The sequence below is a fragment of the Bacillota bacterium genome (genome assembly GCA_040757085.1).
GTDB lineage: Bacteria > Bacillota > Sulfobacillia > JACIYH01 > JACIYH01 > JACIYH01.
This window is the reverse complement of record JBFLXJ010000001.1, coordinates 33,988-58,040: the sequence shown is the minus strand read 5'-3', so window position 1 is coordinate 58,040 and position 24,053 is coordinate 33,988. Positions and strand designations below refer to the sequence as shown.

Here is a 24,053-nt window from a genome sequence, read left to right as displayed (position 1 = left end):
TCGACTCAGTCGTCTCCGCTCAAACCCCAGTCCTCGCAGAAAGGGGTTAACCCACTTGAGTACAAGTACCTTTCATTCTGAGGCAACGATCCGTGGTACAAGTACTTTTTATTCTGAGGCAACATGCCAGACCGCCCCGGGTGACAGTGACCGCCCCGGGGCCCCCGGGCGCTGGCCCCCCGCCAACCACGCCCTCGAACGTCACGAGCTGGGGCCCGTTCAGGCGCGCTTGGCCAGTCCCCGGTAGACGAGCACGGCGAGGACGGATGCCACCAGCATCTCGGGGATGCCGTGCAGGACTCCCACTGCCAGGGCGGCCGGGGCGGGGATGTAACCCCTCAGCACGGAGAGGCCGAGCACACCCACCGTGTTGGTCAAGCTACCGGCCAGGGCGGCCAGCCCCACCGCCCCGGCGCGGACTGACAGCACCTTCCACACCACGGCAGCCACCACGGCGCCCGTCGCCAGCCCCACCCCCAGAGCGGCTGCACCGTCCAGCATTTCGTAGCGGAACATGGCCTGGTAGCAGGTGTGGGCCACCACGCCTCCGAAGGCGGCCGCAAACAGGCTGCGGGCACCCCTACCGGTGGTCACAGTTGCCCCCCGCTGACAGAACCAGAACACCGTCCAGGCCACCACCCCGATCAGAATCCGCGGCAAAAACGCGATCAGCGGGTCGGTGAACATCATGCGTGCCACGGGATTGGCCTGGGTCTGCGCCCGGTAGAAGGAGAAGGACCCGAAGATTACCCCCACCGCGGCTCCTACGGCGGGCCCTTCCACCACTCCGGCGATGATCGCCGGGATGTGCATGGTGGTGGCGCTACCTGCCGGGGTGGGCACGGGGACAAACCCCAGCGGGGTCAGCCCCAGGGCGATGGTGAGGGCGCCCAGCAGCCCGGCCACCGCCACCTGCCGCGTAGACACTTTGACTAGAGTCATGTCAGAACCCCCCTCGAGCCACCGCGGCGAGCATGGGACCCGCGACCCGACGCCCAAGGCAGGGGTTCGCGAGCCGGCGTACAAGGCAGCGGCCGCACTTGGCCACCCGCTCAGGCGCCCCCGAGCACAAAAAGAGCCTCCTGCCCGTCACAGGCAGAAAGGCCCGGTTTTTGTCCGCCTGTCCCGGTCCTTGCGGATCCAAGCAGCCTCTTTCCCGTACTCGCTCGCTCACGGTGTAGCTCCTCCGTGATCAGGATGCTACCCGTCAGCATCATACACCGGCCGCGTGCCCGGCGTCAATCCACCGGTGCCTCCCCAACTACTCCGGGGGAAGCACCTCCAGCAGCGCTTCGACCCGGGGGGGAATGGTGGGGGCATCGCCACCGGCCGACTGGAGCGCCATTTCAGTATCTTTGAGCCCGCTCCCCGTGAGCACCGCAATCACGCTATCGCCCGGCGCGAACATCCCGCGGGCGGCCAGCTTCTTGACGCCCGCAACCGCTGCTGCGGCCGAAGGTTCCGCGAACACGCCCGCCCGGCGCGCCAGATCGCGCTGAGCATCCAGCATTTCTGTGTCACTCACCGTCACGCCTAGGCCCGCCGTCTGGCGCATGGCCTGCAGGCACTGGCGGGCATTGAGGGTGAGGGTCTGGGAAATGCCACCCGCGATGGAATTCTGAGGACCCGGTACGCCTTCTTCCTTTCCTTCCTCCCAGGCCTTCACAAGGGAAGGAGACCCTTCCGGCTGTACCGCCACCAGCCTGGGCAGGCGGGAAATGAAACCGGCCTCCAGGAGGTCAAGGTATCCCTTCCAGTGCCCCACGAAATTGCAGCCGTACCCCACCGGGATAACCACCCAGTCGGGCGCGCGGTCTCTGCGCGCGCCCAGCTGATACCACTCCTCGTAGGCCATGGTCTTGGCCCCGTAAGACCCGTACGGACAAAGGGGAGAAGTGGCGGTGAACCATCCCAGGCGCCGGGCCGCTTCCAGACACAGATTCAGGCGGTCCGTCTCAGTGGGGCCTACCCGCACCACGTCCGCCCCGTACATCTTGATCTGAGCCACCTTGGCCACGCTGGTCTCCGGTGCCACCACCGCCGTGACCCGCAAACCCGCCACCGCCGCCAGGGAAGCCACCCCCGCCGCCATGTTACCGGAAGACGAAAGGATCAGCCGGCCTGCCCCCGCCTCGAGGGCCTTGGCCACCACCATGGCAGCCACCCGGTCTTTGAAAGAGCCGGTGGGATTGAAGGCTTCGTTTTTCAGATAGAGGTCGACTCCCAACTCCTCCCCCAGCCGCCATGCCCGCAGGAGCGGCGTGTCACCTTCACCTCCGGTGAGCACCTCACCGCCGCAGTTCCTGGGCACCCTCTCCACGGGGAGCATCTCTCCGAAGCGCCATATCCCCCACTCACGCGGAGATCGGGCCAACATCCTTTCCCACATGCCGCGATCCAGTCCGCTTTCCTGCCTCACTTCCAGGATGCTGGGGGATTCCGGACCCCCATCACACACCGGGCAGGTAGTGGCCGCCGGATCGGCCGGGTAAACCTCTCCGCAACGCGTACAGCGCAAAGAAAAACCCAATTTCTCTCCCTTCCCCTCAGCGGAGCACGCGACAGCCTGATCTTAGCACGGTTCAGCAACTGCCTGCAATCACTGCCCCCCTCACTGCCTCGCCGCCTGCCTGTCCCCGCAAGCGCGAAAGCGCTCTCCGGCCAGGCGTTAGCCGAAGTACTGGGCCCTCCAGCAGGCATCAGGGCCCCTCACCGGGCAACCAGCCAGTCCTTCATGCTCTCCAGGGTTTTGGGTCCGATGCCAGGAACCCTGGTGAGGTCTTCCACTCGAGCAAAGGGGCCGTTGGCCTTGCGGAAAGCCACAATGCGTTGCGCCAGAGCAGGACCGATTCCGGGAACGGTATCCAGCTCCTGGACGGAAGCGTGGTTGATATCAACCGGCCGCAGGGGTCCGGTCCCACCGGAGGCGACCGGAGACGCTTGTTGCCAGTTGGTCCCGGCCCCGGACCCCGCCACCTCCTGCCGGGTGGGCACGTAGATGCGATCTCCGTCCAGAACCCGCGCGGCGAGATTCAGGACCCAGGCGGCACCTTCGTCCCTTTCCCCGCCCGCCGCCCGGATGGCGTCCACCACCCGGGCGCCCGCGGGCAGGGTATACACCCCCGGATCTCTTACCGCCCCCGCCACGTGCACAACCAGTCCCCCGTCCGGGCCGCCCGCATCCACACCCCGATAGGGCTCGGGCGCGCTAACCCCCTGCCCCGGCTGAAGACCGTCACCCCCTCCGTGATGCTCTCCCCCCGGCTGAGAGTCGTCACCTGCTCCTGGTGGTTCGGACCCGCCCCCCGTTCCTGGCAGTCGATCGCTGCGGGACGGCGCAGCAGGCTCCGCACGACCATAATCATGCACTCCCAACAGCCCGCTACCCAGGGCACCATGACGCCACAGGGTAACCGGTACCGCCAGCAGGGCCAGGCTGAGCAGCACTACCGTGGCCAGACGCTCAGGCGAAGACACTGCCCCCGCACCTCCCCCCTGCAGCTCAGGCCAGTACAGGTCAGCATAGGCAGACGGCTCCCTCAGCGGGAGCCGCCCCTTTACTGTTTCGCCATCACGCTACCCAGTTCCTTCCACCAGGAAACATGGTCCCCGGCGGGCTGTTCCGGGCCCCGTTCCACCTCAAGGAGAACGGCTACTCCTGTCAGCCAGAGGGACGGTGGCGATGCTCACCAGCTTGCCGGGGACGGTCACCACGCGGGCCACCTCCCTGCCAGCCAGGAACTGCCGCACCCGCGGTGCCGCCAGCGCCTGAGCCTCCAGGTCCTCGGGGGTGGCATCGGCCGGGGCCTGGAAGCGATGACGCACCCGCCCGTCGACCTGCACCACCACGGTCACTTCCTCGACCGCCACCAGGGCAGGATCGTAGGCAGGCCACGGCTGCCTGTGCACGCTCCCGTCCCCTCCCAGGTGGTGCCACATTTCTTCCGCCAGGAAGGGCGCAAACGGCGCCAGAAGACGGGCCAGGCTGTGAAGGGCCTCGGCCACCACCTCCGGGTCGCCACCGGTGCGATCCTCGCCCACGTACGCATACAGGCCGTTGACCATCTCCATGAGGGCGGCCAGAGCCGTGTTCATCATGTAGCGGTCCCGCACGTCCTCCGTGACCTTCTTGATGGTGCGGTGTACCAGGCGCCGTACCTCCCTCCCGGCGCTGTCTACCTCACTCCCGGGCTCACCGGAAACCTGACGGAAGAGGCCGTGCCGCACCTCGCCCAGGCGCCACACCCGCATCAGGAAGCGGAAGGCGCCTTCCACGCCCCGCTCCGACCAATCGATCTCCTTCTCGGGCGGGGCAGCAAACAGCACGAATATGCGGGCGGTATCGGCACCGTACTTTTCCACGATGGGTCCCGGCTCCACCACGTTGCCCCGCGACTTGGACATGGCCGCCCCGTCCTTGAGCACCATCCCCTGGGTGAGCAGGCGGCGGAAGGGTTCCGGCTCGGGGACCAGCCCGGCGTCGTACAGCACCTTGGTGAAGAACCGGGAATACAGGAGGTGCAGCACTGCGTGCTCTATGCCGCCCGTGTACTGGTCAACGGGCAGCCAGTAGAAGGCCGCCTCCTTCTGGAAGGGCCCCGCCGTGTAGCGGGGAGAGACGAAGCGCATGTAGTACCAGGAGGAGCACACAAAGGTATCCATGGTATCCGTCTCCCGCCGGGCCGGCCCCCGGCAGGTGGGGCAGGTGGTCTCCACGAACTCCCGGGACGTGGCCAGGGGAGACATGCCCCTGGGCGAGAAATCCACCACCTCGGGCAGCAGCACGGGCAGATCTTCCTCGGGGACGGGCACGATGCCGCACTTTTCGCAGTAGACCACGGGGATGGGTGCACCCCAGTACCTCTGGCGGGATACCAACCAGTCGCGCAGCCGGTACTGGACGGCGGGCCGCGCCCAACCCTGCTCCTGACCCCAGGCCGTAACGCGGGCCCTGCCCTCTTCGCTGGGAGTCCCGTCGAAGGGGCCCGAGTTCACCATGACGCCGGGCCCGTCGTAGGCCATGGACATGGTCTCCCCATCCAGGTTCCCTCCAGGGGGCTGGATGACCACCCGCACGGGCAGCCCGTGCTGGCGGGCGAACTCGAAGTCGCGCTGGTCGTGGGCGGGAACCCCCATCACCGCCCCCGTCCCGTACTCCATGAGCACGTAATCGGCCACCCAGATGGGCATCCGTTCGCCGGTGGCCGGATTGCGGCAGTATGAGCCCAGGAAAATCCCCTCTTTGGGGCGTTCGGCCACCGCTTCATCCGGTTGCTGCTGCCGCCGGGTGGCCTCGGCCACGAACTCCAGCACCCGAGCCTCATGGGGCTTACCCGCCACCAACCGCTTGACCAGGGGGTGTTCTGGGGCCAGGACCATGAAGGTCGCGCCGTACAGCGTGTCCTGCCGGGTGGTGAACACGGTGATGTCCTCGCCAAGTTCTTCCACCGGGAAGCGGATTTCTGCTCCCTCGGAGCGCCCAATCCAGTTGGCCTGCATTACCTTCACCCGCTCCGGCCACCCATCCAGCAGCTTGAGATCTTCCAGCAGCCGGTCGGCATAGGCGGTGATGCGGAAGAACCATTGCTCCAGTTCCTTCCTCACCACCGGGGTGTGGCAGCGCCAGCATCCCCCCTGCACCACCTGTTCATTGGCCAGCACGGTGGCGCAGCGGGGGCACCAGTTGACGGGAGCACGGGCGCGGTAGGTAAGCCCGCGGCGGTGCAGGAACAGGAACATCCACTGGGTCCACCGATAGTAATCCGGGTGGCAGGTGGATATCTCCCGCTCCCAGTCGTAGGAATACCCCATGCGGCGGAACCAGTAGCGCAGCTTGTCGATATTCCCCCATGTCCACCGGGCGGGATGCATGCCCCGCAGGATAGCTGCATTCTCCGCGGGAAGACCGAAGGCGTCGTACCCCATGGGGTGGAGCACGTTATACCCGTTCATGCGGCGGAAGCGGGCCAGTACGTCCCCGATGGTGTAGTTGCGCGAGTGACCCATGTGAAAGTCGCCCGACGGGTAGGGGAACATCTCCAGACAGTAATACTTGGGCCGGGAAGGATCCTGCTCGGCCCGGTAGAGGTCCCACTCTTCCCAGCGGTCGAGCCAGTAAAGTTCGCGGCTGTGAGGCTCGTAACCCGTGGCCAACTCACTACCTCCCCTGATGGAGGGCACCCCGGGAAAACCGCCCTGGCTACGAAAAATTCCCGTCCCCCATGGGGACGGGAATCCTCCCGCGGTACCACCCCGCTTGATAAAGCAAGAAAAACTCTGGTGGAGCCGATGGGAGTCGAACCCACGACCTCATGAATGCCATTCATGCGCTCTCCCAACTGAGCTACGGCCCCACGCTTTATCCACTCATGGCTGTAACGGGCATCGACCCGGTTGCAGCTACCCGAGCCCTCCCGCATCCCCGCGTGAGGCAACCTGGTGAACTGGAAGCCAGCTCATTCCCTCACGCACCCGACGGGCCCTTCGCTGCATCGGCTCCGGGGTGAGTTCGGCCTGCCGCTCGACCGGTTTGCACCACCCACCGGCTCTCTGACCGGGCAGCCACGGCCTACTGCTCCCCATCACGGCCGTTCGCGTTAATGCAGTTCAAGCCGTATTATATGACGGACCGTCGCAGCCGTCAAGGAAAACGCAAGTCCACTAAATTTGGAATCGCGGCACCGGCTACGCGGGCTAGGGAAGGTGGCCGACGCGGGCTGCCTCTTCCAGCACCTTCTCGAAGCGGGCCAGCGCCTCGTTGCGACCCGCCACCACCAGCACGTCGCCTTCGTTCACCACTTCGTCCGCCAGAGGCAGATATGTGGCCTCCTGGCCCTTTTTTATCATGAGGACGTTGACCCCGTACCGAGCGCGCAGGCTGAGCTGGCGTAAGGTCTTGCCGGCCATTTCTTTGCCGGCGGTGAGTTCCACGAGGCTGAACTCGGGGGACACTTCCAGGTGGTCCACCACCCGGAAGGCGGTGAGATTGCGGGCCACCCGCACCCCCATGTCACGCTCGGGGAACACCACCCGGTCCGCTCCCAGCTTGCGGAGCACTTTTCCGTGGATCTCCGAGGCGGCCTTGGCGATGACGTACTTGGTGCCCATCTCTTTGAGGAGGATGGTGGTAAGCAGGCTGACCTGCAGGTTGCCCATGGCCACCACGACCGCGTCGTACTCCCAGATGGCCAGCGCCCGCAGCGCCTCCTCGTCGGTGACGTCGGCCCGCACCGCCCGTGAGCAACACTGGCTGATGGCAGCCACCTTCGCCTCGTCGGTGTCCACGCCCAGCACGAAATGTCCCTGTTCGAACAGGGCCTTGGCCACTGCACTCCCGAAGCGTCCCAACCCCAGCACAGCGAACTCTCTCATGCGCTCATCCCTGCCCGCCTTCAAATATTATCGCTTTCCTTGCGACTCGGGCAGCCCCCCGCGGTCACCCTGGAGATTTTCAACCCACGGCCACTTTCTCCTCCAGGTAGTGCAGGGGCGGCAGGGGACGGGCACGCTTGGCGAGCGCGATCGCCAGCGTGAGAGGACCCACCCGCCCCGCGAACATGGTCAGGATGATGAGCAGGCGTCCCGGCACGGAAAGGTCAGGCGTCACCCCGGTGGACAACCCCACGGTGCCGAATGCCGACGTGGCTTCAAAGAGCAGGGGGAGGTACTCGCCCCCTTCGGTCAGACTCAGTGCCATGCTCACGGCCATCACCAGGGCGAGGGAAATGAAGGTGATGGCCAGTGCCCTCTGCACCACGTCCCAGGGCAACCTGCGCTCATGCACCGTTATTTCCGGGTACCCCCGCACCGTGGCCCAAACGGCCAGCACCAGGGAAGCAACGGTGGTGGTCTTGGCTCCCCCGCCGGTGCCTCCCGGCGAAGCTCCCACGAACATGAAGATGATGGTCAGCAGCAGGGTGGGGACGGTTAGCCCCCCCACCGGGACCACACTGAAGCCGGCCGTACGGGGGGTGACTGCCTGGAACAGCGCAGCCAGGATTTTCCCCTTCAAGGAAAGCGGGCCCAGGGTGAGGGGATTGTTCCACTCCAGCACCAGGATGAACAGGGTGCCAAACAGAATGAGGAGGGCGGTAACCCTGAGCACCAGGAAGGTGTGCAGGGTGGGCCGCCAGTGACCCCTCCGGATACCCCACAAGTCAGCCAGAACCACGAATCCCAGGCCTCCCAGAATGATAAGAGCAGCGACCACCAGCACCACCCCGGCATCGTCCACGAACGGCTGCAGGCTCACCGAGAACAGGTCGAATCCCGCATTGTTGAAGGCCGAGATGCTGTGGAAGGCCGCCAGGGCGAGGGCACGCGGGGCCGGATACCGCCCCACCAACTGGGAAAACAGCAGCAGGGTGCCCAGGCCTTCACAGAGGGCGGTGGTCAGCAGGACCAGGCGCACGAGGCGGACGATACCGGCCGCGGTAAACCGTCCCAGTGCCTCCTGCATCACCAGCCTCTCCCGCAGAGTAATTCGCTTGCCTATGAGCAGGGCAAAGAACGTGGACATGGTCATGATGCCCAGCCCTCCCACCTGGATGAGGCAGGCGATGATCACGTGCCCCAACCAGGACCAGTGGGTGGCCGTGTCCACCACCACCAGTCCCGTCACGCAGGTGGCAGAGGTGGCGGTAAAAAGCGCGGTGAGGAAGTCCGTGCGCCGCCCGGGCGCAGTAGCAGCGGGAATCATCAAAAGCAGGGTGCCGACCGCAATCACGGCGGCAAAACCGACCACCAGCACCCGGGCCGGACTGTCCTGGATGACACGTAAGGGGCGCACCGTCAATTCCCGCTCTCTACCGCCAGCGCCGGGCTGCCGGCACTGTATACAACCGGGGCGTCACCCCACAGGCGCTCGAGGGCATAGAACTTTCGCTCTTCCTCACACAGGACATGGACGACCACGTCACCGTAGTCCAGCAGCACCCATCGACCACGCTCGTACCCTTCCCGGTGGAGCAAACGGGCCCCCCGCCGGGAGGCTTCGTCCTCCACATGGTCAGCAATGGCGCGCACCTGTATGGGGGTACGCCCGCTGGCCAGCACAAAGTAGTCTGTCACCGTAGTGAGTTCTCGCATCTCCATGACCATGACGTCCCTGGCCTTCCTGTCCTCCGCGGCTCGTGCCGCCAGCAGGGCCAGTTCGAGAGCTTCCAAGTTACGGCTCACTCCCCTGCGCCGTTATGGTTCACTCCCCGGTGCCGCTACATCGTCGCCCAGGATCACGGTAAGCTGGGCGGTTCCGCTGCCGTCCCGGGAGGGTGTGCCCTGTTCGCCACCCTGCCCACCGGCCTGACTGCGACCCTGTCCTCCGGCCTCACCATTGGCCTCACTGGGTAACCTCTGCACGGCGGGCCGGCTCACCATGCCCGACAATGCGGCTGCCACCGCATCGGCCTCCAGATCACCGGCCCCGCGCACCTGGATTACGGTACGGCGGTGCTCCCCGCTGGCGTTACCGATGCGCACTACGGAGAACCCCTGCTTACGCAGGATGTCGCCGGCTCGAGCTGCCAGACCAGGTCGTCCGCTGCCGTTTAACACCTCCACCAGTACGGGGTACTCGATCCCGTACAGTACCTGTCGTACGGTGCGGGCCAGCCCCACCTGGTCCAGGATCCAGTAACTCACTCCCCCGATGTCCCGGGGCACCCCGGGAGCGGTACCCATCCGTATGGCATCCGGGTCCAGACTCAATCCCAGCCGGGCCAGGGCCAGGACCCTGCCCGCCGGCACGTTGGTTTCCACACAGGCCAGCACATCATCCACCAGGAAAGGTAACCGGGCCAGCGTGACCACGGAAAGGGCCTTCCTGGCCGCCGCCATCACGAAGGCCTGTTGCACGCGGATGCGCTCTATGTCCCCATCCGGGTACTGCCGGAAGCGAAGGAGTTTCACTGCCGCTTCCCCGTCAAGCACCTGCCGCCCCGCCTTGAGATGGATGTACAGGTTCTGGTAGGGATCCTCGTAATGCATGTCCCGGGGCACATCGAATTCCACCCCGCCCAGCAGGTCCACCAGGCGGGCCACACCATCGAAACTGGTGCGCACGTAGTAATGAACGGGGACCCCCGTGAGTTCCTCCACCGTGCGCATGGCCAGGCCTGGCCCCCCGTAGACGTGGGCGGCGTTGAGCTTTTCGGAACCGTGGCCGGGAATCTCCACGCGGGAGTCGCGGGGCAAGGAAAGTACACCCACTTCCCTGCGTTCCAGGTCAAAACTGACCAGCATAATCGTGTCAGCACGCCCACGGGATCGCCGCCAGTCCGTGATGGGTTTGCCATGGGCATCCAACTGGAAATCCAGGCCCAGCACAAGCACGTTCACGCGGGATCCCGGTTCCACCAGGGGAGGCGCCACCTCACCCTCCCCCGTACCCAGCCCCTGGCGCAGGCCGGCGTACGTCATATAGCCGGCCCACCCCACCCAGCCGGCCAGCAGCATCAGCACCCCCAGCAGTACCCACTTCCACGGCCGGCGGCCCGGCTTATTCCTTTTCCGTCCGAGTCTCGTTGCTGCCCGCGTGGGCTCGATCATGACACCGGGCATCCTGAGCCCCGCCTCCCCAGGGACGCCACCGACCCTCCTTGACCAACCTGGACAACAGGAAGTTGCGACCCTCCAGCGTCGCCGGGTGGGCAGGCAGGCCCTCCCGGAACAGGTACGTCAGTGTCTTTTCCATGGTCCAAAGTGCCGCCAGTTCCGGGTCCCTGCGTGCCGTCTGCCGCACTTCCTCCACCCCGGGGAAATCCCGGTTCGGCTCTATGAAGTCGGCCAGATACAACAGAAGCGAAAGCGGGCGCAACCCCGCCCCGCCTACCGTGTGCCGCGCCACGGCATCCAGGATTTCCGGGTCGTCCACACCCAACTCCCGTCGTGCCAGTTCCGCCCCCACCGGCCCGTGGAGGAGTTCGGGCGCCTCCCGTTCCACCGTGTCAACCAGTATACCAAAACACCCTGCCAGCGACAACAGTTCTCCCGCGGGCAGGTCACGGGCGATGTCGTGCACCAGCCCGGCGATCCACGCTTTGGCAGGATCAGCTCCCAACCGGGGAGCGAGTTCCCGCGCCACGGTAGCAGTTCCCAAACTGTGGGCCCACCTGTGGGCGGGAAGCCGCCTCGCCACAGCCGCTTCCAGGTACTCCGTCCGGGAATCCCTCCTCGCCGCAAAACGAAGCCTCCCTTGGGGCCTGGCAAGAGAGGCATTCGTTTCTGGGTGCGATAGGTCTCAGTACTTGTTCTGCCGCGGTCTGGCCTCGTTGACCACAATCTCCCGGCCGCCGATAATGGCGCCGTTCATCGCGTGTACGGCCTTCTCCACGTCGCCCTCATCTACCTCCACGAACCCGAAACCACGGGAACGTCCGGTTTCACGATCGGTGATGATGCGGCAACCGCGAACTTCCACATAGGCCGAGAACGCGCGGGCGAGTTCCTCCTCCGTGGTAGCCCACGGCAGGTTTCCCACGTACAGGGTCCTAACCATCCTCTTCACCTGCCTTTCCTGTCAAGATGGGCCCTTCTATGTGAACCACGCCCCAATCAGCAGCCGCCCGGCGCTCTCGGGGCCTGCGGTACAACCCGTGCTTATGGATGTATTCTTCCACAGCCTGGGGTACCAGGTACCTGATGGACTTCCCTTCAGCCACCTGTCTGCGCAGGTCGCTCGAGGACACGGCCAGCGCAGGTACCTCCAGGGGGACAATGCGGCAGAAAAGTTCTTCCCCCACTACATCCGCGAGCCGGCTCAAACCGGCCAGGTCGTAGCCGGGCCTGGTGGCCGCCACGACCCGGCACATAGAGAGCAGGCGGTGACAGTTGTGCCAGGAACAGATCTCCAGTACCGCATCGGCACCCGTAATGAAATACAGGTTGCTGTCCGGATACTGCTCCCTGAAGTACGCCACCGTATCCACGCTGTAAGAAGGGCCTTCCCGGTCGATCTCGATGCGGTCTACATAGAAATCGGGGTGGGAGATGGTGGCCAGCACGGTCATCAGGTACCGGTCTCCCGCCTCCGTAATCACCCGTCCTTCTTTGTGAGGCGGCCTGCCCGCGGGCACGAAGATAACCTTGCGCAAATGAAAAGCCTGGCGAGCTGTCTCTGCAGTCACCAGGTGCCCCAGGTGGATGGGGTCGAAGGTCCCACCCATGATACCGATATTATCCGGAACGGATTGGCTCACTCGATCAACCTGCCGAAACGGTAGTCTACAGAAGCGATTATATCATGGCCGCTCACGCCCGGCAAGAACGCGCGCCACTTCGACGATCATCTCGGGAATCCCTTCTCCGGTGAGGGCGGACACCGCATGCACGTGCCCCAACCGCTCCCTCAGTTCCCGCAATCTCTCCCGCGCCCCCGGCAGATCCACCTTATTGGCTACCACCACCTGGGGACGCCGGGCCAGGTCGGGGTGATACTGCTCGAGTTCCCGGTTGATCGTGAGGTAATCCCGATACAACTCCCGTTCCGGGGGAGCGCCCAGATCCAGCACGTGCACCAGTACGCGGGTGCGCTCGATGTGGCGCAGGAACCGGTGCCCCAGGCCCTTTCCCGCATGGGCCCCCTCGATGAGTCCGGGAATGTCGGCCAGGACGAAGCTGCCGCCTCCCGGAACGGCCACCACCCCCAGCGAGGGCTCCAGGGTGGTGAAGGGGTAATCGGCCACTTTGGGCCGCGCAGCCGATACCCTGGCGAGGATGCTGGACTTGCCCGCGTTGGGCAGACCCACCAGCCCCGCATCGGCCAGCAGCTTCAGTTCCAGCCGTAACCAGCGAGCCTCTCCGGGCTGCCCCGGCTCTGCCCGGCGCGGCGCACGGTTGCGAGGCGAGGCAAAGCGCGCGTTGCCCCATCCCCCCCGGCCTCCCCGCGCCACCACCAGCTCCTGGCCTGGTTCCACCAGGTCACCGAGCACCTCCCCGGTGCTTCCGTCCCTCACCACGGTCCCCACGGGAACGGGGATCAGGACGTCTTCCCCATCCGCTCCCGTGCGGTTTCCTCCCGACCCGTGTTCCCCCCGGCCCGCGCGGAAATGGCGGCGGTAGTGGAAGTCCAGCAAAGTAGAAAGCCCCGGGTCGGCTCGCAGGCGCACGTCACCACCGCGCCCGCCGTCTCCGCCCGCAGGGCCTCCCCTGGGCACGAACTTTTCGCGCCGGAAGGCAACACACCCGTTGCCTCCCGCGCCACCCTCCACGTATATGCGGGCCTCGTCTACGAACATCCCGTCCGGCACGGGAGTTACGCCTGGAGTCCCGCCTCGGGCTGGAACACCCCTACCACCTTGCGATCGCCCCGGGACCCGAACCTGACCACCCCGTCGGCCAGGGCGAACAGGGTGTCATCCCGGCCCACACCTACGTTAACTCCCGGCACCACCCGGGTGCCCCGCTGGCGCACGATGATGCTCCCGGCCGAGACCCACTGGCCGTCGGAAGCCTTCACTCCCAGCCTCTTGGACCGGGAGTCACGACCGTTACGGGAGCTTCCCACGCCCTTCTTGTGGGCGAACAACTGGATATCGATAACCCGCATGGTATTCACCTCCTGTCACCGGCCACCGACCCTTCATGCACGGTCGGGCGCCGTTTTTCGTCACACCCTCTCAGCATTGCCTGCCTGCGCCGGTGTCTTCTTCATCCACCTGCGACATCCGCACGCGACCGGGCTGCGCCTGCGCCACCCCCTGCAATCCCAGCACCATGGTGGCCAGGATGGCCTGTGCGCGCGGGTCTTCCTCCTCACCGGGAGCAAGCTGGCAATCCAGTCGCCCTTGCTCAATGAGAACCCGGGGACGCAGGCCCAGGTGTTCTTCCAGCCCGGCCACGGCCGCCTGGGTGAGGGCAGAGACAGCCGCACATACGATATCTTTGCCGCGCGGGGCAGCCCCAGCGTGCCCGCGCACACTGAACCCCGCCACCCTGCCCGCCCGCCGGCGCACCTCGACGATGATCACGGCCCGTAGACCCGAACCCCGATTACGACGCGGGCTGGATGCTTTCCACCCGCAGGCGGGTGTGCTGCTGACGGTGCCCCGTCTTGCGGCGGTAGTTGACCTTGGCGCGGTACTTGAAGACGATGATCTTGCGGCCTTTGACGTGATCCAGCACGCGGGCCACAACCCGCGCCCCGGGGTCCGTTACCACCTGACCGTCTTTCACAAGGGCCACCACCGGCAACTCTACCTGCTCGCCCGGTTGAGCCGCCAGCTTTTCCACCACCAGCACCTGGCCTTCTTCGGCCCGGTACTGCTTCCCGCCAGTCTGCACTATAGCATACACGCGGATAACCCCCGGGTGGCTATTCTACCATGCCCCCACCTGCCTGTCAAAAACATGGCACCTGCCAGCCTGCGACCGGCGCCCGCCCGCCGGCGATGGGATGTCGCTCCCCCCGGCGGCATCTATGTGCCGAGTCTTGACCAGAAGATCAGCAGATCACAGGAACGTTGAACGGCCGCGCAATATGGGTTATCCTTCGTAAAGTACACGGGGACTTCAGCATTTTTGGTGAGCGCGAGGGGATGCACAGTTGGGAAGTGCGGGGGACAGCGCAGGTGCCGGGGGGTCCGTTGATCGAGCGGCGACCGCTGCCCGTTGCTCGCTAATAGCCTTCCGGCAGCGAACCAGTGAGGTTATAGGGCAGCAGTTGAAGCCGTTGTTGGGCGAAAGGGTGGCTATCGACTGCTTTTCGTTCGAAAAGGGGTTGCCGCATCTCGGGGGATACGACCTGGTACTGGTATCGTCCGTGGAACTGACCAGCGAGGTGGCCAGGCACGTGCAGCCCGGTACGGACATACTGCTGGTTAGACGGACGATCCGTAAAGATTCCTGGGTAGAACTGATGGCACTCCCGCCCGGCACGAAGGCTATGCTCGTGAATGACGATCAGGAGTCGGCAGCAGATACCGTGGCACTGCTGTACGAACTCGGTGCCAAGCACCTGGAACTGGTGCCGGTATATCCCCAGATGCCGCAGCCGCCTTGTCTGGAGATGGCCATCACGCCCGGCGAAGCGCACCTTGTCCCCCCGGGCGTGAAGAAGATTCTCGATATCGGCGACCGCGTCGTAGACGGCAGCACGGTGGTGGACATCCTGAGCAAGTTCGGCCTGTTCGACGAAGCAGCAAACAAAATGGTGTCGCGGTACATGTCGGAGACCATTCCCCGTAGCCCCGGCATGATGGCGGCCCTGGGCCGCCTGGCCGAGATGCGGACACAAATCGAGCAGGTGGTTAGCCTGGTCCGTGACGGGGTGGTGGCATTCGACGCGGAGGGCAGGGTTACACTCCTCAACCGGCGAGCCGAAGCAATTGTGGGCCGGCAGGCATGGGCAGCGCTGGGGCTGCCCGTGGGCGAACTCCTCCCGGGCGTGGAGCTGGAAGAAGTCCTGAACCAAGGTGTATCTGTCCATGACATCCTGGTGAGGCAGGCAGGGAAAAACCTGGTGGTAAGCAAAGCTCCCCTGTCCAGGGAAGGCAATGTCGTAGGCGGGGTGATCACGCTCCGCGAGGCGAGTGAAATTGAGCAGCTGGAAGCTCGTTTACGGGCCGAACTCCGCGGTAAAGGCCACGTGGCCAAGTACTCATTTACCGATATCGTGGGCAACAGCCCGGCGATGAGGGCCGTGCTGGAGCAGGCGCGGAAGATGGCTGCTGGCTCCTCTGCTGTTCTGATTCTGGGAGAAAGCGGCACGGGCAAGGAACTGCTTGCCCACGCCATACACAACGCCTCGGCGCGCCGGAGTTTTCCATTTGTGCCCGTGAACTGTGCAGCCCTTCCCGAAACCTTACTTGAGAGCGAGCTGTTCGGGTACGAGGAGGGGGCTTTTACCGGTGCTCGGCGGGGCGGGAAGGCTGGTTTCTTCGAAGAGGCTCACCGGGGAACGATCTTCCTGGACGAAATCGGAGACATGCCTCTTCGCCTCCAGGCCCGGTTGCTGCGGGTATTGCAGGAGAAAGAGATCGTACGGGTGGGGGGCACCCGCGTCATCCCGGTGGACGTGCGGGTCATCGCGGCCAGCAACCGCGACCTGAGCAGGCTGGTGGAAGAAGGGCAATTTCGGTCGGACCTGTACTACCGTCTGAACGTTCTACCCCTATACGTGCCCCCGCTCCGGGAAAGAAAGGAGGACATCATCCTCCTGGCCCAGCACTTCTTGCGCGCCCGGCGCTCGCGCATGCGCCTGACGGAACAGGTGCTCCAGGCCTTCTTGCGCTACCACTGGCCGGGGAACGTCCGGGAACTGGAAAACTGCATCGAGTACCTGATCAATGTCGTGGAAGGGGATCCCACTATTCAGGATTTGCCCGTGCACATCAGGGGCTCGGTAGCCCGCTCTGCGTCCCCGGGCGCTCTGGTGAGGGATCCGCAGGCACTCGCGCTCCTGCAGAGGCTCGGGGAAGCAGAGCACGGAGGCCGCCGGCTGGGGAGGCGCAGCCTGGCCCGCTCCGGGCTGGGGCTCAGTGAGCACGAAGTGCGCGTTCTGCTCAAGAAGCTGGAGTCTGCGGGACTGGTGCGCATCGGCCGCGGGCGTAGCGGGACGCATCTCACGCCTGCAGGAAAAGAACTTCTGGCTGTGCCACCTGCCGGAGGAACGGGTGCAGAGGGATTAACGGGCGGCTCCCGATAGGCATATGCATCCTCTCTCCCCTGCCGAAAGCGTTGGATGTATGCTGGCCAGGAATGTCACCGCCGATTGGCACGGGGTTTGCTCCTACGCTCCGGCAAGGGGTGGAACGTGTTGGTGCCCGAAGACCTGGTCAGAGAAGCGTATGAACTGCTGCCGCTGCTGACGGCGTGGCGGCGTGACTTTCACCGACACCCGGAACTGGGGCTGGAGTGCCACCGCACAGGAGCAAAAGTCCTGGAACATTTGCAGACGCTGGGTTGGGAGGCGAGCGGGGGATGGGCCCAGACGGGGGTGGTGGGCGTCCTGTACCCTCCCCGTGAGCGCGGTGGGCGGGCAGTAGCACTCAGGGTTGACATGGACGGTCTTCCCCTCCAGGAGGCAACCGGTGCTCCTTATGCTTCCGTCAATCCTGGCGTCGCTCACGCCTGCGGGCATGACGGACACCTGGCCGTGGGTTTGGGTGTGGCGGAGCTGCTGTCCAGGCACCGGGACAAACTGGCGTGCCCGGTGAAGCTCATATTCCAGCCAGGGGAAGAACACCCGGGCGGTGCCGCTCCCATGATCGAGCAAGGGGTGCTGGACAACCCGCAGGTGGATGCTGTCTTCGGGTTTCACCTGTTTCCTGACCTTCCCGCGGGGCATTTCGGCCTGCGGTACGGGGTTATGACGGCCGGGAGCACGGATTTCAGCATCGTGCTCAGAGGAAAGGGCGGACACGCAGGCCACCCCCACCTTTCCGTGGATCCGGTCCCGGCACTGGCCGCCTTCGTGGACGCCGTGCAGTTGCTGGTGTCGCGGGCCACGGGTCCCCTGGTACCGCTGGTTATAAGTTTCGGGCGTATTTACGGGGGTGCGGTGCTAAATGCAATTCCGGAGGAAGTTTGCCTGGAAGGCACGGTGCGTGCCCTTTCGGAGGAAATCGCCCGGTTCGCTGTCGGCCGTATGAGGGAGATCCTTGCCGGTCTGCGCCTCACTCACGGGGTGGAGGGGGAATTCCGAGAGCTCGGGAGTGAGCCCGCCATGTTCTGCGACCCTGCGGTTACTTCCTTTGCGGAAGAGTGCCTTGTGGCCATGTGGGGGCGCGACCGGGTCATCCGCATCACCGAACCGTCCATGGGGTCTGAAGACTTTGCCCGCTTTGCCCGCGCGGCTCCCGCCACCTACATCAGGATTGGCATCAGGGACGCACAACAGGGGTTCCTCCATCCTCTCCATCATCCTGCCTTCGATTTCGACGAGGGGGCGTTACCGCCGGCCGTAGCGGGCATGGCATTTCTGCTCTTGCAGTGGGGAAGGAGGTGATGGGATTGCGTGCGGCCAGGACCGATCCGACGAGGCGATGAGTCTGCGCGGTCAAGCGGAGGGAGGCTGGTTCCGTTGACCAAAGAAGATGTCCTGCGGCTGGTGAAAGAGAATGACGTGTTGCTGGTGAGGTTCCTGTACGTCGACTGTGACGGGGTGACCCGGGGGTACACTTGCCACCGGGACCAGCTTGAGAGCGACATGGCGTCAGGGCACGCCTTTGCGGCGTGCATGCCGTTCTTCAGCGCCCTCGACACGCTGGTTTCCGGGACCAGGTTCGGATGCGTGGGAGAAATCCGGGGGATTCCCGACCCGGAGACGTTCCACCTGTTGCCGTACGCGCACCGCCAGGCGGCCATGATATGCGACTTCGTCGATACCAGGCATCAACCCACGGGGACGTGCCCGCGCACCGCTCTCAAGAACGTGCTCGCCGGTATAGAGTACGAAGTTAAAGCTTGTTTCGAGAACGAATTTTACCTGATGCGGCGTACCGACCAGGGGTATGTGCCATTCGATCGCAGCGTGTGCTTTGCCACGTCCGGCATGAACGGTGCGCAAGACGTGGTCCTGGACATAGTAGAAGCTCTAACCCAAGTGGGCCTCGTCGTCGAGAAGTATTATCCGGAGTACGGACCGGGACAGCAGGAGGTCATCATCAAGTACGACACCGGGCTGAAGGCGGCCGACCACCAGGTCATTTTCAAGGAGACAGTCAAGGGCGTGGCGGCCAGGCACGGGCTGGTGGCTTCCTTCATGCCCAAACCCTTCGGGGGCCTGGCCGGGAGCGGGGCACACCTGCACATAAGCCTGTGGAAGGAAGGGCGCAACCTGTTTTATGACGGAGACGACCCCCTGGGTATCTCCCCGCTGGCCAGGCAGTTCATTGCAGGTGTCCTGCACCACCTGCCCGCGATCCTGCCTTTCACTGCGGCCTGTGTCACGTCTTACAAGCGCATCGTACCCCACAGTTGGGCATCGGCATACGCGTGCTACGGCCCTGACAACCGGGAGGCGGCGATCCGGGTGGTGTCGGGCCAAAAGGGCCGGGAAGCCGAGACCACCAACCTGGAGTTCAAGCCTGTGGACGGCTCCGCCAACCCCTATCTCGCGATGGCAGCCGTGCTGGCGGCGGGAATGGACGGCATTCGCAGGGGCATGGACCCGGGGGACCCGGTGCTCCAGGACCCCCACGACCTGCCGCCCGAGGAACGCAGCCGCAAAGGAATCAGGCGGCTCCCGCGTAACCTGGGCGAGGCGGCAGATCACCTCGAGCGAAGCACCTTCTTCCGAGAGGTATTCGGATCCACCATGCACGACGAGTACGTGCTACTGAAGCGGTTCCAGTGGGAGGAGTACCACCGGCAGGTATCCGCGTGGGAGATCGAGCATTTCGCAGACCTGTTCTAAGGAGGGCGTCGCCATATGTCCAAGCGAGCCGAACTCTTCGAAGTCGAGCCCTTGCGTAACCTGGGCTTCTGGGAGGTATGGGCGATCGGAGTGGGTGCGGTGGTCGGTGACGGGATATTCCTCCTGATAGGTCAGGGGATAGCTACCGCCGGTCCCGGATCCCTCTTCGCGTATCTGTTGGCCGGGGTTTTCCTGGCTTGCCTGATGGTGGCCCTCGGCGAACTGGCCGTGGGCATGAGCAGCGCGGGCGCCATGTCCGTATGGGTGGAGCGCTTCCTGGGCAAATGGTGGGGCTTCCTGTCCGGATTCTCTTTCGCCATCGGTTGGGTGATAGCCGGGGGGAGCGTGGGCCTGGCCATTGGGCGTATCACCACCTGGTTCTTCCCCCAGCTCGATCAGGAGTTGTGGACGGTTATCTTCGGGGTGGCCTGGTTGACCCTGTTCGCGATCCTGAACATCGTCGGCACAGGGCTGTCGGGCAAAGTCCAGCTGTACATGACCGTGGGGCTGGTAGGACTGATGGCAGCCTTTTCGCTGTTCGGAGCACGCGGTGTCAACCCGGCTAATTTCTCGCCCTGGTTCCCCACGGGGTTCTCCGGGTTCATGGCTGCCATCCCGCTGGGGACGTATGCGTACATGGGAGCCGTGACCCTGGCCACCGCGGGTAGTGAGTGCCGCAGGCCCGTTGACCTCCCCCGCGGGCTGGTCTGGTCGAGCATCACCTTCCTTGTTCTTTATACCGCCGCTCACGCGGTGGCACTCGGGCTGGTTCCCTGGACCGAAGTGACCATGGAGGAGTCCCCGTTCACCAAGGCGGCCGGGGTGGCATTCGGGTACGCGGGCGCTTTCGTCATCAACGTGGCTGCTTGGCTGGCCGCCGCCACCTGCCTGCACATGGGGACCCTGTACTCCACCTCACGGGTATTCTGGGACCAGGCTCGGCACGGGTACCTGCCAGCTTTCTTGGGGTACCTCCACCCCCGCACCAGGACGCCGGTCTGGGGTATCGTGGTAATATGGGCCATTTCGGTGGGCCTGATCCTGCTCGGTGTTCGCGACCCCGACATTGTATACGTGGACCTCTCTCTGCAACTGGTGCTGGCCTGGCTGGTCTCATGGTTCCTGGCCGTGGTGGCGGCCATACTGTACAGGTCCCGGTGCCCGCACGAGGTCGCGGCTCTGCCCTGGCGGCAACCTCTTTACCCCCTGCTGCCCATCGTCGGGATCATTGGCATATGTGTTGTCCTCTGGGGTACGTTCGTAGGGTCTCCTGGCGCGCTACTCTGGGGTATAGCCTGGATCACAGCGCTGTGGGTTTACTTCAGGGCCTATGTGGCCCGCACCAAAGCGGAGTGATAGCGCGTGGAACTGCTCAACGGGGACGAGTTTCCGGTAGTGGATGCGCACTGCCATCCCTGCCCAGAGACGTACCCGGAAACCTGGGCAGATTTCTGCAGGTCCTTCAGCCTGAGCGTGCCCCGCCCGGGCAGGAAGGCGCCTGCCGGAGCAGGGCTGGTGGAGGAGCAGATGCTGCTTGAGATGGCGCGGCTTTTCGGATGCGAGCCCGAGCCCGACGCGGTGATGGCAGAGCGCCGGGAGAGGGCGGCGGACCTGGTGGGCTACACCCGGTGGCTCATGCAGGACGCGGGGATCCGGGGGATGGTGGTGGACTTCGGTTACCCGCAGCCACCCCTGTCGCCGAACTACTGGCGGGAAATGACGGGCGTCCCCGTGGGTGAGATCTTCCGGATCGAACCCCTGATCCAGAGGTTGCTGGGTGAGTGCTCCGACTTCGCCTCTTTCCGGGTGCGGTACCTGGAAGGGGTGGCCGGGGCACTCTCCCGGCCCGATTGCAAGGGGCTGAAGTCCATCATCGCCTACCGAACGGGACTGGGGGTCCATCCCGCCAGCGAGCAGCAGGCCGAGCAGTCCTTCGCAGTGAGGGACGGGGAACCGGTCAGCCTGAAGCCCTTGCGTGATTGGTGCTTGCTTCAGGCCATGGAACTATGCCGGTTGTACCGCAAGCCCATGACCATCCACACCGGGGCCGGAGATTCCGAGATCAAACTGGAAATAGCCCGGCCGGAGCTGCTATACGACATCCTCACGAAGGATCCGTACGCGGAAGTTCCCGTAGTCCTGGTGCACGCAGGTTACCCCTGGTGCCGGCAGGCTGCGTTCATGGCCAGGGTTCTCGAGAACGTGTACCTTGACACGTCTCTGCTTTCGCCGTTTTCCGGCTACGGGGGGGTCAAGCTTCTCCTCGAGGAGGTCCTGCACACTGCGACCGTGGAAAAGGTCATGCACGGATCGGACTGCTTTGCGGTACCGGAAGTAGCGTGGTTGGGTGCGATCCTGACCCGCCGGGCCCTCGTCGAGCTCTTTCAGGAGCTGGTGGACCGGGGTTTCGTGCGGGAGGCCTTTGCCAGGTTCGCCATCAGGAGTGTCCTGATGGAGAACGCGCAGAAACTGTTTGCCATGTGATCGCCTCACACTGGTTTCGTTCCGGGTTAGCGAGCAAAGTACGGGGGGAGTAATGGATGCAGGTACCGCCCGGTGAGCGTGCCCGGGAACTTGTTTTCCGGGACGAAAGGTCGGTGGGTAAAAACCTCAAGATCAGGTTCTTTCCTCTGGTGCTGGACCGGGCCCGGGGCTCCAGGCTATGGGACGCAGACGGTAACGAGTACCTCGACTTCACGGCGGGATGGGCCGTGGCTAACACGGGCTACGGCCATCCGCGGGTGGTGGAGGCGGTCCGGAGGCAGTTCGACCGGACTACCTTCAACTCCTTCACCAGCGTCGTGTCCGAGCCCAGCGTTCTCCTGGCTGAGAGGCTGATCGCGCTGGTGCCCGGCGACTTCGAGAAACGCTGCTGGTTCGGCCTCTCAGGGTCTGACGCCAACGACTGCGTGGCCAAAATGGTGCCCATGGCCACAGGGCGGAAGCGGATGCTCTCTTTCGTTGGCGCGTACCACGGTCAGTCGGGCGGCTCGCTATCTCTTTCCGGCCATACCGCCCAGGCGAGGTTCCTGGGCTCGGGTGCCGTGGTCAAGGTGCCGTACCCATACTGTTACCGCTGCCCCTTCGGAAAGGAGCGGCAACGCTGCGGGATCTTCTGTTTGCGTTTCATCGAGGATTACATTTTCAAGACCATTTGCCCGCCCCAAGACACGGCTGGAGTCGTGGTGGAGGCCATCCAGAGCGATGCGGGAGACCTGGTGCCCCCGGACGAATTCCTGCCGGGACTTGCGGATATCTGTCACCGGTACGACATCAAGCTGGTAGTGGACGAGGTGAAGGTCGGGTTCGGCCGCACGGGGAACATGTTTGCGTTCCAGCACAGCGGCGTGGTACCGGATGCAGTTACCATGGCCAAACCCCTGGCATCGGGGTTCCCTCTCAGTGCCGTGGTGGCGAGGCAAGAGATCCTGGACGCCGGCCTTGCCACCCACCTCTTCACCACCGGTGGACACCCCGTGGGATGCGCAGCTGCGCTGGCCACCATCGATGTCATCGAGCAAGAAGGGCTGGTTGAGAACGCAGCCCGGGTGGGTGCGCGATTGAAGACGTCCCTGGAGGAACTCAAATCTCGTTATCCGCTGATCGGAGACGTGCGGGGGCGTGGCCTGATCATCGGTGTGGAACTTGTCCGCGATCGGACCACCAAGGAACCCGCTGATCGTGAGACCGCCAAGGTGGTGTACCGCTGCTTTGAGCTGGGCCTGGTGCTGTTTTACGTGGGTATCCACTCCAACGTCCTCGAAATCACGCCACCCCTGACACTCACGGAGGATGAGGCAGACGAGGGCGTGCGTATCATCGAGCGGGCTCTGGATGACGTCTGCAAAGGGCGCGTGCCCGACGAAAAGGTGGCCTCCTATGCCGGATGGTGAGGAGACCTGACCCTTGCCGGGTGGCGCTGGAGGAGGCCGAGACGTGGCGGCGGCCCAGCTCTGCCCAGATCTCCGCAAGGTCAATGCCTGCATCGGCCAGCAAGACCAGCACGTGAAACAGAAGGTCGGCCACCTCGGCCACCATCCGCTCCCTATCACCACCCATGCTGGCCACTACCACCTCCACCGCCTCTTCACCGACCTTCTGGGCGATGCGCGCCCTCCCCGCGGAAAACAGAGCCGCACTGTACGACCCGGCCGGCCGCTCCCTGCGGCGCTCCCGGAGCAGGGCGGCCAATTCGGCCAGAATGCCCGCGCCGGTCCAGTTTGGCGCCGGCCCGCTCTGCTCGGCCCGAACCATATCCCCCTGCGCCACCCGGGCCTCCTGGCCGGGGGCGCCCGGCGCCGGGCAAAGGGTGCGGTAGAAGCAGGAGTGGTGGCCGGTGTGGCAGGAGGGGCCGCCAGGGTTCACCCGGTACAGGAGGGCATCACCGTCGCAGTCACAGCGGACTTCCACCACCTCCTGGAAATTGCCGGACGTTTCCCCTTTGCACCACAAGCGCCCGCGCGACCGGCTGAAGTACCAGGCCTTCCCCTCCCCCAGGGTGCGGACTAGGGCTTCCCGGTTGGCGAAGGCGAGCATGAGCACCTCGCCGCTCACCGCACTCTGCACCACCACCGGCACCAGGCCGTCGGGGCCAAAGCGTACTTCCGTTACAGCGGCCACGTCAGTTCTGTCCATGTTCTCCCCCTCTGCCTGTGTCGCTACGGCGCCGGTTCTGCCCTGTCCGTCCCGGCACCGCAGTGCG

At 64.8% G+C, this 24,053-nt stretch carries 21 protein-coding genes, 1 tRNA gene and 1 pseudogene; 6 read left to right on the top strand and 17 right to left on the bottom strand.

Annotated elements, in window-relative coordinates; genetic code table 11:
* Window positions 1–219 precede the first annotated feature (219 nt).
* From AB1446_00280 to rplU, 16 genes and pseudogenes are all read right to left on the bottom strand, one after another.
* Window positions 220–942, bottom strand: coding sequence for an ECF transporter S component (locus tag AB1446_00280; protein MEW6545339.1), 723 nt, complete (start codon window positions 940–942; stop codon window positions 220–222).
* A gap of 319 nt (window positions 943–1,261) precedes the next feature.
* Window positions 1,262–2,530 carry a threonine synthase gene (locus AB1446_00275; protein MEW6545338.1) on the bottom strand — a complete coding sequence of 423 codons (1,269 nt, stop codon included), beginning with the start codon at window positions 2,528–2,530 and terminating at the stop codon, window positions 1,262–1,264.
* 179 nt (window positions 2,531–2,709) lie between these two features.
* Window positions 2,710–3,477, bottom strand: coding sequence for a helix-hairpin-helix domain-containing protein (locus AB1446_00270; GenBank protein ID MEW6545337.1), 768 nt, complete (start codon window positions 3,475–3,477; stop codon window positions 2,710–2,712).
* Window positions 3,478–3,639: 162 nt separating this feature from the next.
* Window positions 3,640–6,153, bottom strand: coding sequence for a leucine--tRNA ligase (leuS, locus tag AB1446_00265; GenBank protein ID MEW6545336.1), 2,514 nt, complete (start codon window positions 6,151–6,153; stop codon window positions 3,640–3,642).
* A gap of 124 nt (window positions 6,154–6,277) precedes the next feature.
* A tRNA-Ala gene (locus tag AB1446_00260) sits at window positions 6,278–6,353 on the bottom strand.
* 340 nt (window positions 6,354–6,693) lie between these two features.
* On the bottom strand, window positions 6,694–7,371 hold the full coding sequence (locus AB1446_00255) for a TrkA family potassium uptake protein (protein MEW6545335.1): 678 nt from the start codon (window positions 7,369–7,371) through the stop codon (window positions 6,694–6,696).
* A 79-nt stretch (window positions 7,372–7,450) separates the two neighbouring features.
* A complete protein-coding gene (locus tag AB1446_00250; protein MEW6545334.1) occupies window positions 7,451–8,788 on the bottom strand; it encodes a TrkH family potassium uptake protein in 1,338 nt (445 codons plus the stop codon).
* A 2-nt stretch (window positions 8,789–8,790) separates the two neighbouring features.
* Window positions 8,791–9,165 (bottom strand): ribosome silencing factor, encoded by a 375-nt coding sequence (rsfS, locus tag AB1446_00245; protein ID MEW6545333.1) that lies wholly within the window; start codon window positions 9,163–9,165, stop codon window positions 8,791–8,793.
* A 24-nt stretch (window positions 9,166–9,189) separates the two neighbouring features.
* Window positions 9,190–10,557 carry an LCP family protein gene (locus AB1446_00240; protein MEW6545332.1) on the bottom strand — a complete coding sequence of 456 codons (1,368 nt, stop codon included), beginning with the start codon at window positions 10,555–10,557 and terminating at the stop codon, window positions 9,190–9,192.
* Window positions 10,496–11,134 (bottom strand): bis(5'-nucleosyl)-tetraphosphatase (symmetrical) YqeK, encoded by a 639-nt coding sequence (gene yqeK, locus AB1446_00235; protein ID MEW6545331.1) that lies wholly within the window; start codon window positions 11,132–11,134, stop codon window positions 10,496–10,498. The genes AB1446_00240 and yqeK overlap by 62 nt, the downstream gene beginning before the upstream one ends.
* A gap of 102 nt (window positions 11,135–11,236) precedes the next feature.
* The gene (locus AB1446_00230) at window positions 11,237–11,494 is read right to left on the bottom strand and encodes an RNA-binding protein (GenBank protein ID MEW6545330.1); all 258 of its coding nucleotides are present in this window, start codon (window positions 11,492–11,494) and stop codon (window positions 11,237–11,239) included.
* Window positions 11,487–12,194, bottom strand: a complete 708-nt coding sequence (gene nadD, locus AB1446_00225) for a nicotinate-nucleotide adenylyltransferase (protein ID MEW6545329.1) — start codon at window positions 12,192–12,194, stop codon at window positions 11,487–11,489. Before nadD ends, AB1446_00230 begins: the two co-directional genes overlap by 8 nt.
* Before the next feature lie 63 nt (window positions 12,195–12,257).
* Window positions 12,258–13,232: pseudogene (gene obgE / locus AB1446_00220) on the bottom strand (GTPase ObgE).
* 17 nt (window positions 13,233–13,249) lie between these two features.
* Window positions 13,250–13,543, bottom strand: coding sequence for a 50S ribosomal protein L27 (gene rpmA / locus AB1446_00215; protein ID MEW6545328.1), 294 nt, complete (start codon window positions 13,541–13,543; stop codon window positions 13,250–13,252).
* Window positions 13,544–13,613: 70 nt separating this feature from the next.
* Window positions 13,614–13,964: a ribosomal-processing cysteine protease Prp gene (locus AB1446_00210; GenBank protein ID MEW6545327.1), complete on the bottom strand. Its 351-nt coding sequence runs from the start codon at window positions 13,962–13,964 to the stop codon at window positions 13,614–13,616.
* A gap of 22 nt (window positions 13,965–13,986) precedes the next feature.
* A complete protein-coding gene (gene rplU / locus AB1446_00205) occupies window positions 13,987–14,289 on the bottom strand; it encodes a 50S ribosomal protein L21 (protein ID MEW6545326.1) in 303 nt (100 codons plus the stop codon).
* A 367-nt stretch (window positions 14,290–14,656) separates the two neighbouring features.
* Here rplU and AB1446_00200 point away from each other — a divergent pair, with 367 nt between their 5' ends.
* The 6 genes from AB1446_00200 (at window position 14,657) to AB1446_00175 (ending at window position 23,244) form a co-directional block, all read left to right on the top strand.
* Window positions 14,657–16,639: a sigma 54-interacting transcriptional regulator gene (locus AB1446_00200; GenBank protein MEW6545325.1), complete on the top strand. Its 1,983-nt coding sequence runs from the start codon at window positions 14,657–14,659 to the stop codon at window positions 16,637–16,639.
* Between the two features lie 114 nt (window positions 16,640–16,753).
* Window positions 16,754–17,941 (top strand): M20 family metallopeptidase, encoded by a 1,188-nt coding sequence (locus AB1446_00195; protein MEW6545324.1) that lies wholly within the window; start codon window positions 16,754–16,756, stop codon window positions 17,939–17,941.
* A 75-nt stretch (window positions 17,942–18,016) separates the two neighbouring features.
* Entirely contained in the window at window positions 18,017–19,351 is a 1,335-nt protein-coding gene (locus AB1446_00190; protein ID MEW6545323.1) for a glutamine synthetase family protein, read from the top strand.
* 15 nt (window positions 19,352–19,366) lie between these two features.
* On the top strand, window positions 19,367–20,707 hold the full coding sequence (locus AB1446_00185) for an amino acid permease (protein MEW6545322.1): 1,341 nt from the start codon (window positions 19,367–19,369) through the stop codon (window positions 20,705–20,707).
* A 6-nt stretch (window positions 20,708–20,713) separates the two neighbouring features.
* Window positions 20,714–21,835, top strand: coding sequence for an amidohydrolase family protein (locus tag AB1446_00180; GenBank protein MEW6545321.1), 1,122 nt, complete (start codon window positions 20,714–20,716; stop codon window positions 21,833–21,835).
* Between the two features lie 56 nt (window positions 21,836–21,891).
* Entirely contained in the window at window positions 21,892–23,244 is a 1,353-nt protein-coding gene (locus AB1446_00175; GenBank protein ID MEW6545320.1) for an aspartate aminotransferase family protein, read from the top strand.
* Here AB1446_00175 and hisIE read toward each other — a convergent pair.
* Window positions 23,168–23,986, bottom strand: coding sequence for a bifunctional phosphoribosyl-AMP cyclohydrolase/phosphoribosyl-ATP diphosphatase HisIE (gene hisIE, locus AB1446_00170; protein ID MEW6545319.1), 819 nt, complete (start codon window positions 23,984–23,986; stop codon window positions 23,168–23,170). The genes AB1446_00175 and hisIE overlap by 77 nt on opposite strands.
* Between the last annotated feature and the right edge of the window lie 67 nt (window positions 23,987–24,053).

Bases quoted from the DNA above. Each gene is read 5' to 3' on its own strand.
- AB1446_00280 (MEW6545339.1), bottom strand. From the start codon at position 942: ATGACTCTAGTCAAAGTGTCTACGCGGCAGGTGGCGGTGGCCGGGCTG.
- AB1446_00255 (MEW6545335.1), bottom strand. From the start codon at position 7,371: ATGAGAGAGTTCGCTGTGCTGGGGTTGGGACGCTTCGGGAGTGCAGTG.
- AB1446_00240 (MEW6545332.1), bottom strand. From the start codon at position 10,557: ATGCCCGGTGTCATGATCGAGCCCACGCGGGCAGCAACGAGACTCGGA.
- AB1446_00230 (MEW6545330.1), bottom strand. From the start codon at position 11,494: ATGGTTAGGACCCTGTACGTGGGAAACCTGCCGTGGGCTACCACGGAG.
- rpmA (MEW6545328.1), bottom strand. From the start codon at position 13,543: ATGCGGGTTATCGATATCCAGTTGTTCGCCCACAAGAAGGGCGTGGGA.
- AB1446_00185 (MEW6545322.1), top strand. From the start codon at position 19,367: ATGTCCAAGCGAGCCGAACTCTTCGAAGTCGAGCCCTTGCGTAACCTG.
- AB1446_00175 (MEW6545320.1), top strand. From the start codon at position 21,892: ATGCAGGTACCGCCCGGTGAGCGTGCCCGGGAACTTGTTTTCCGGGAC.
- hisIE (MEW6545319.1), bottom strand. From the start codon at position 23,986: ATGGACAGAACTGACGTGGCCGCTGTAACGGAAGTACGCTTTGGCCCC.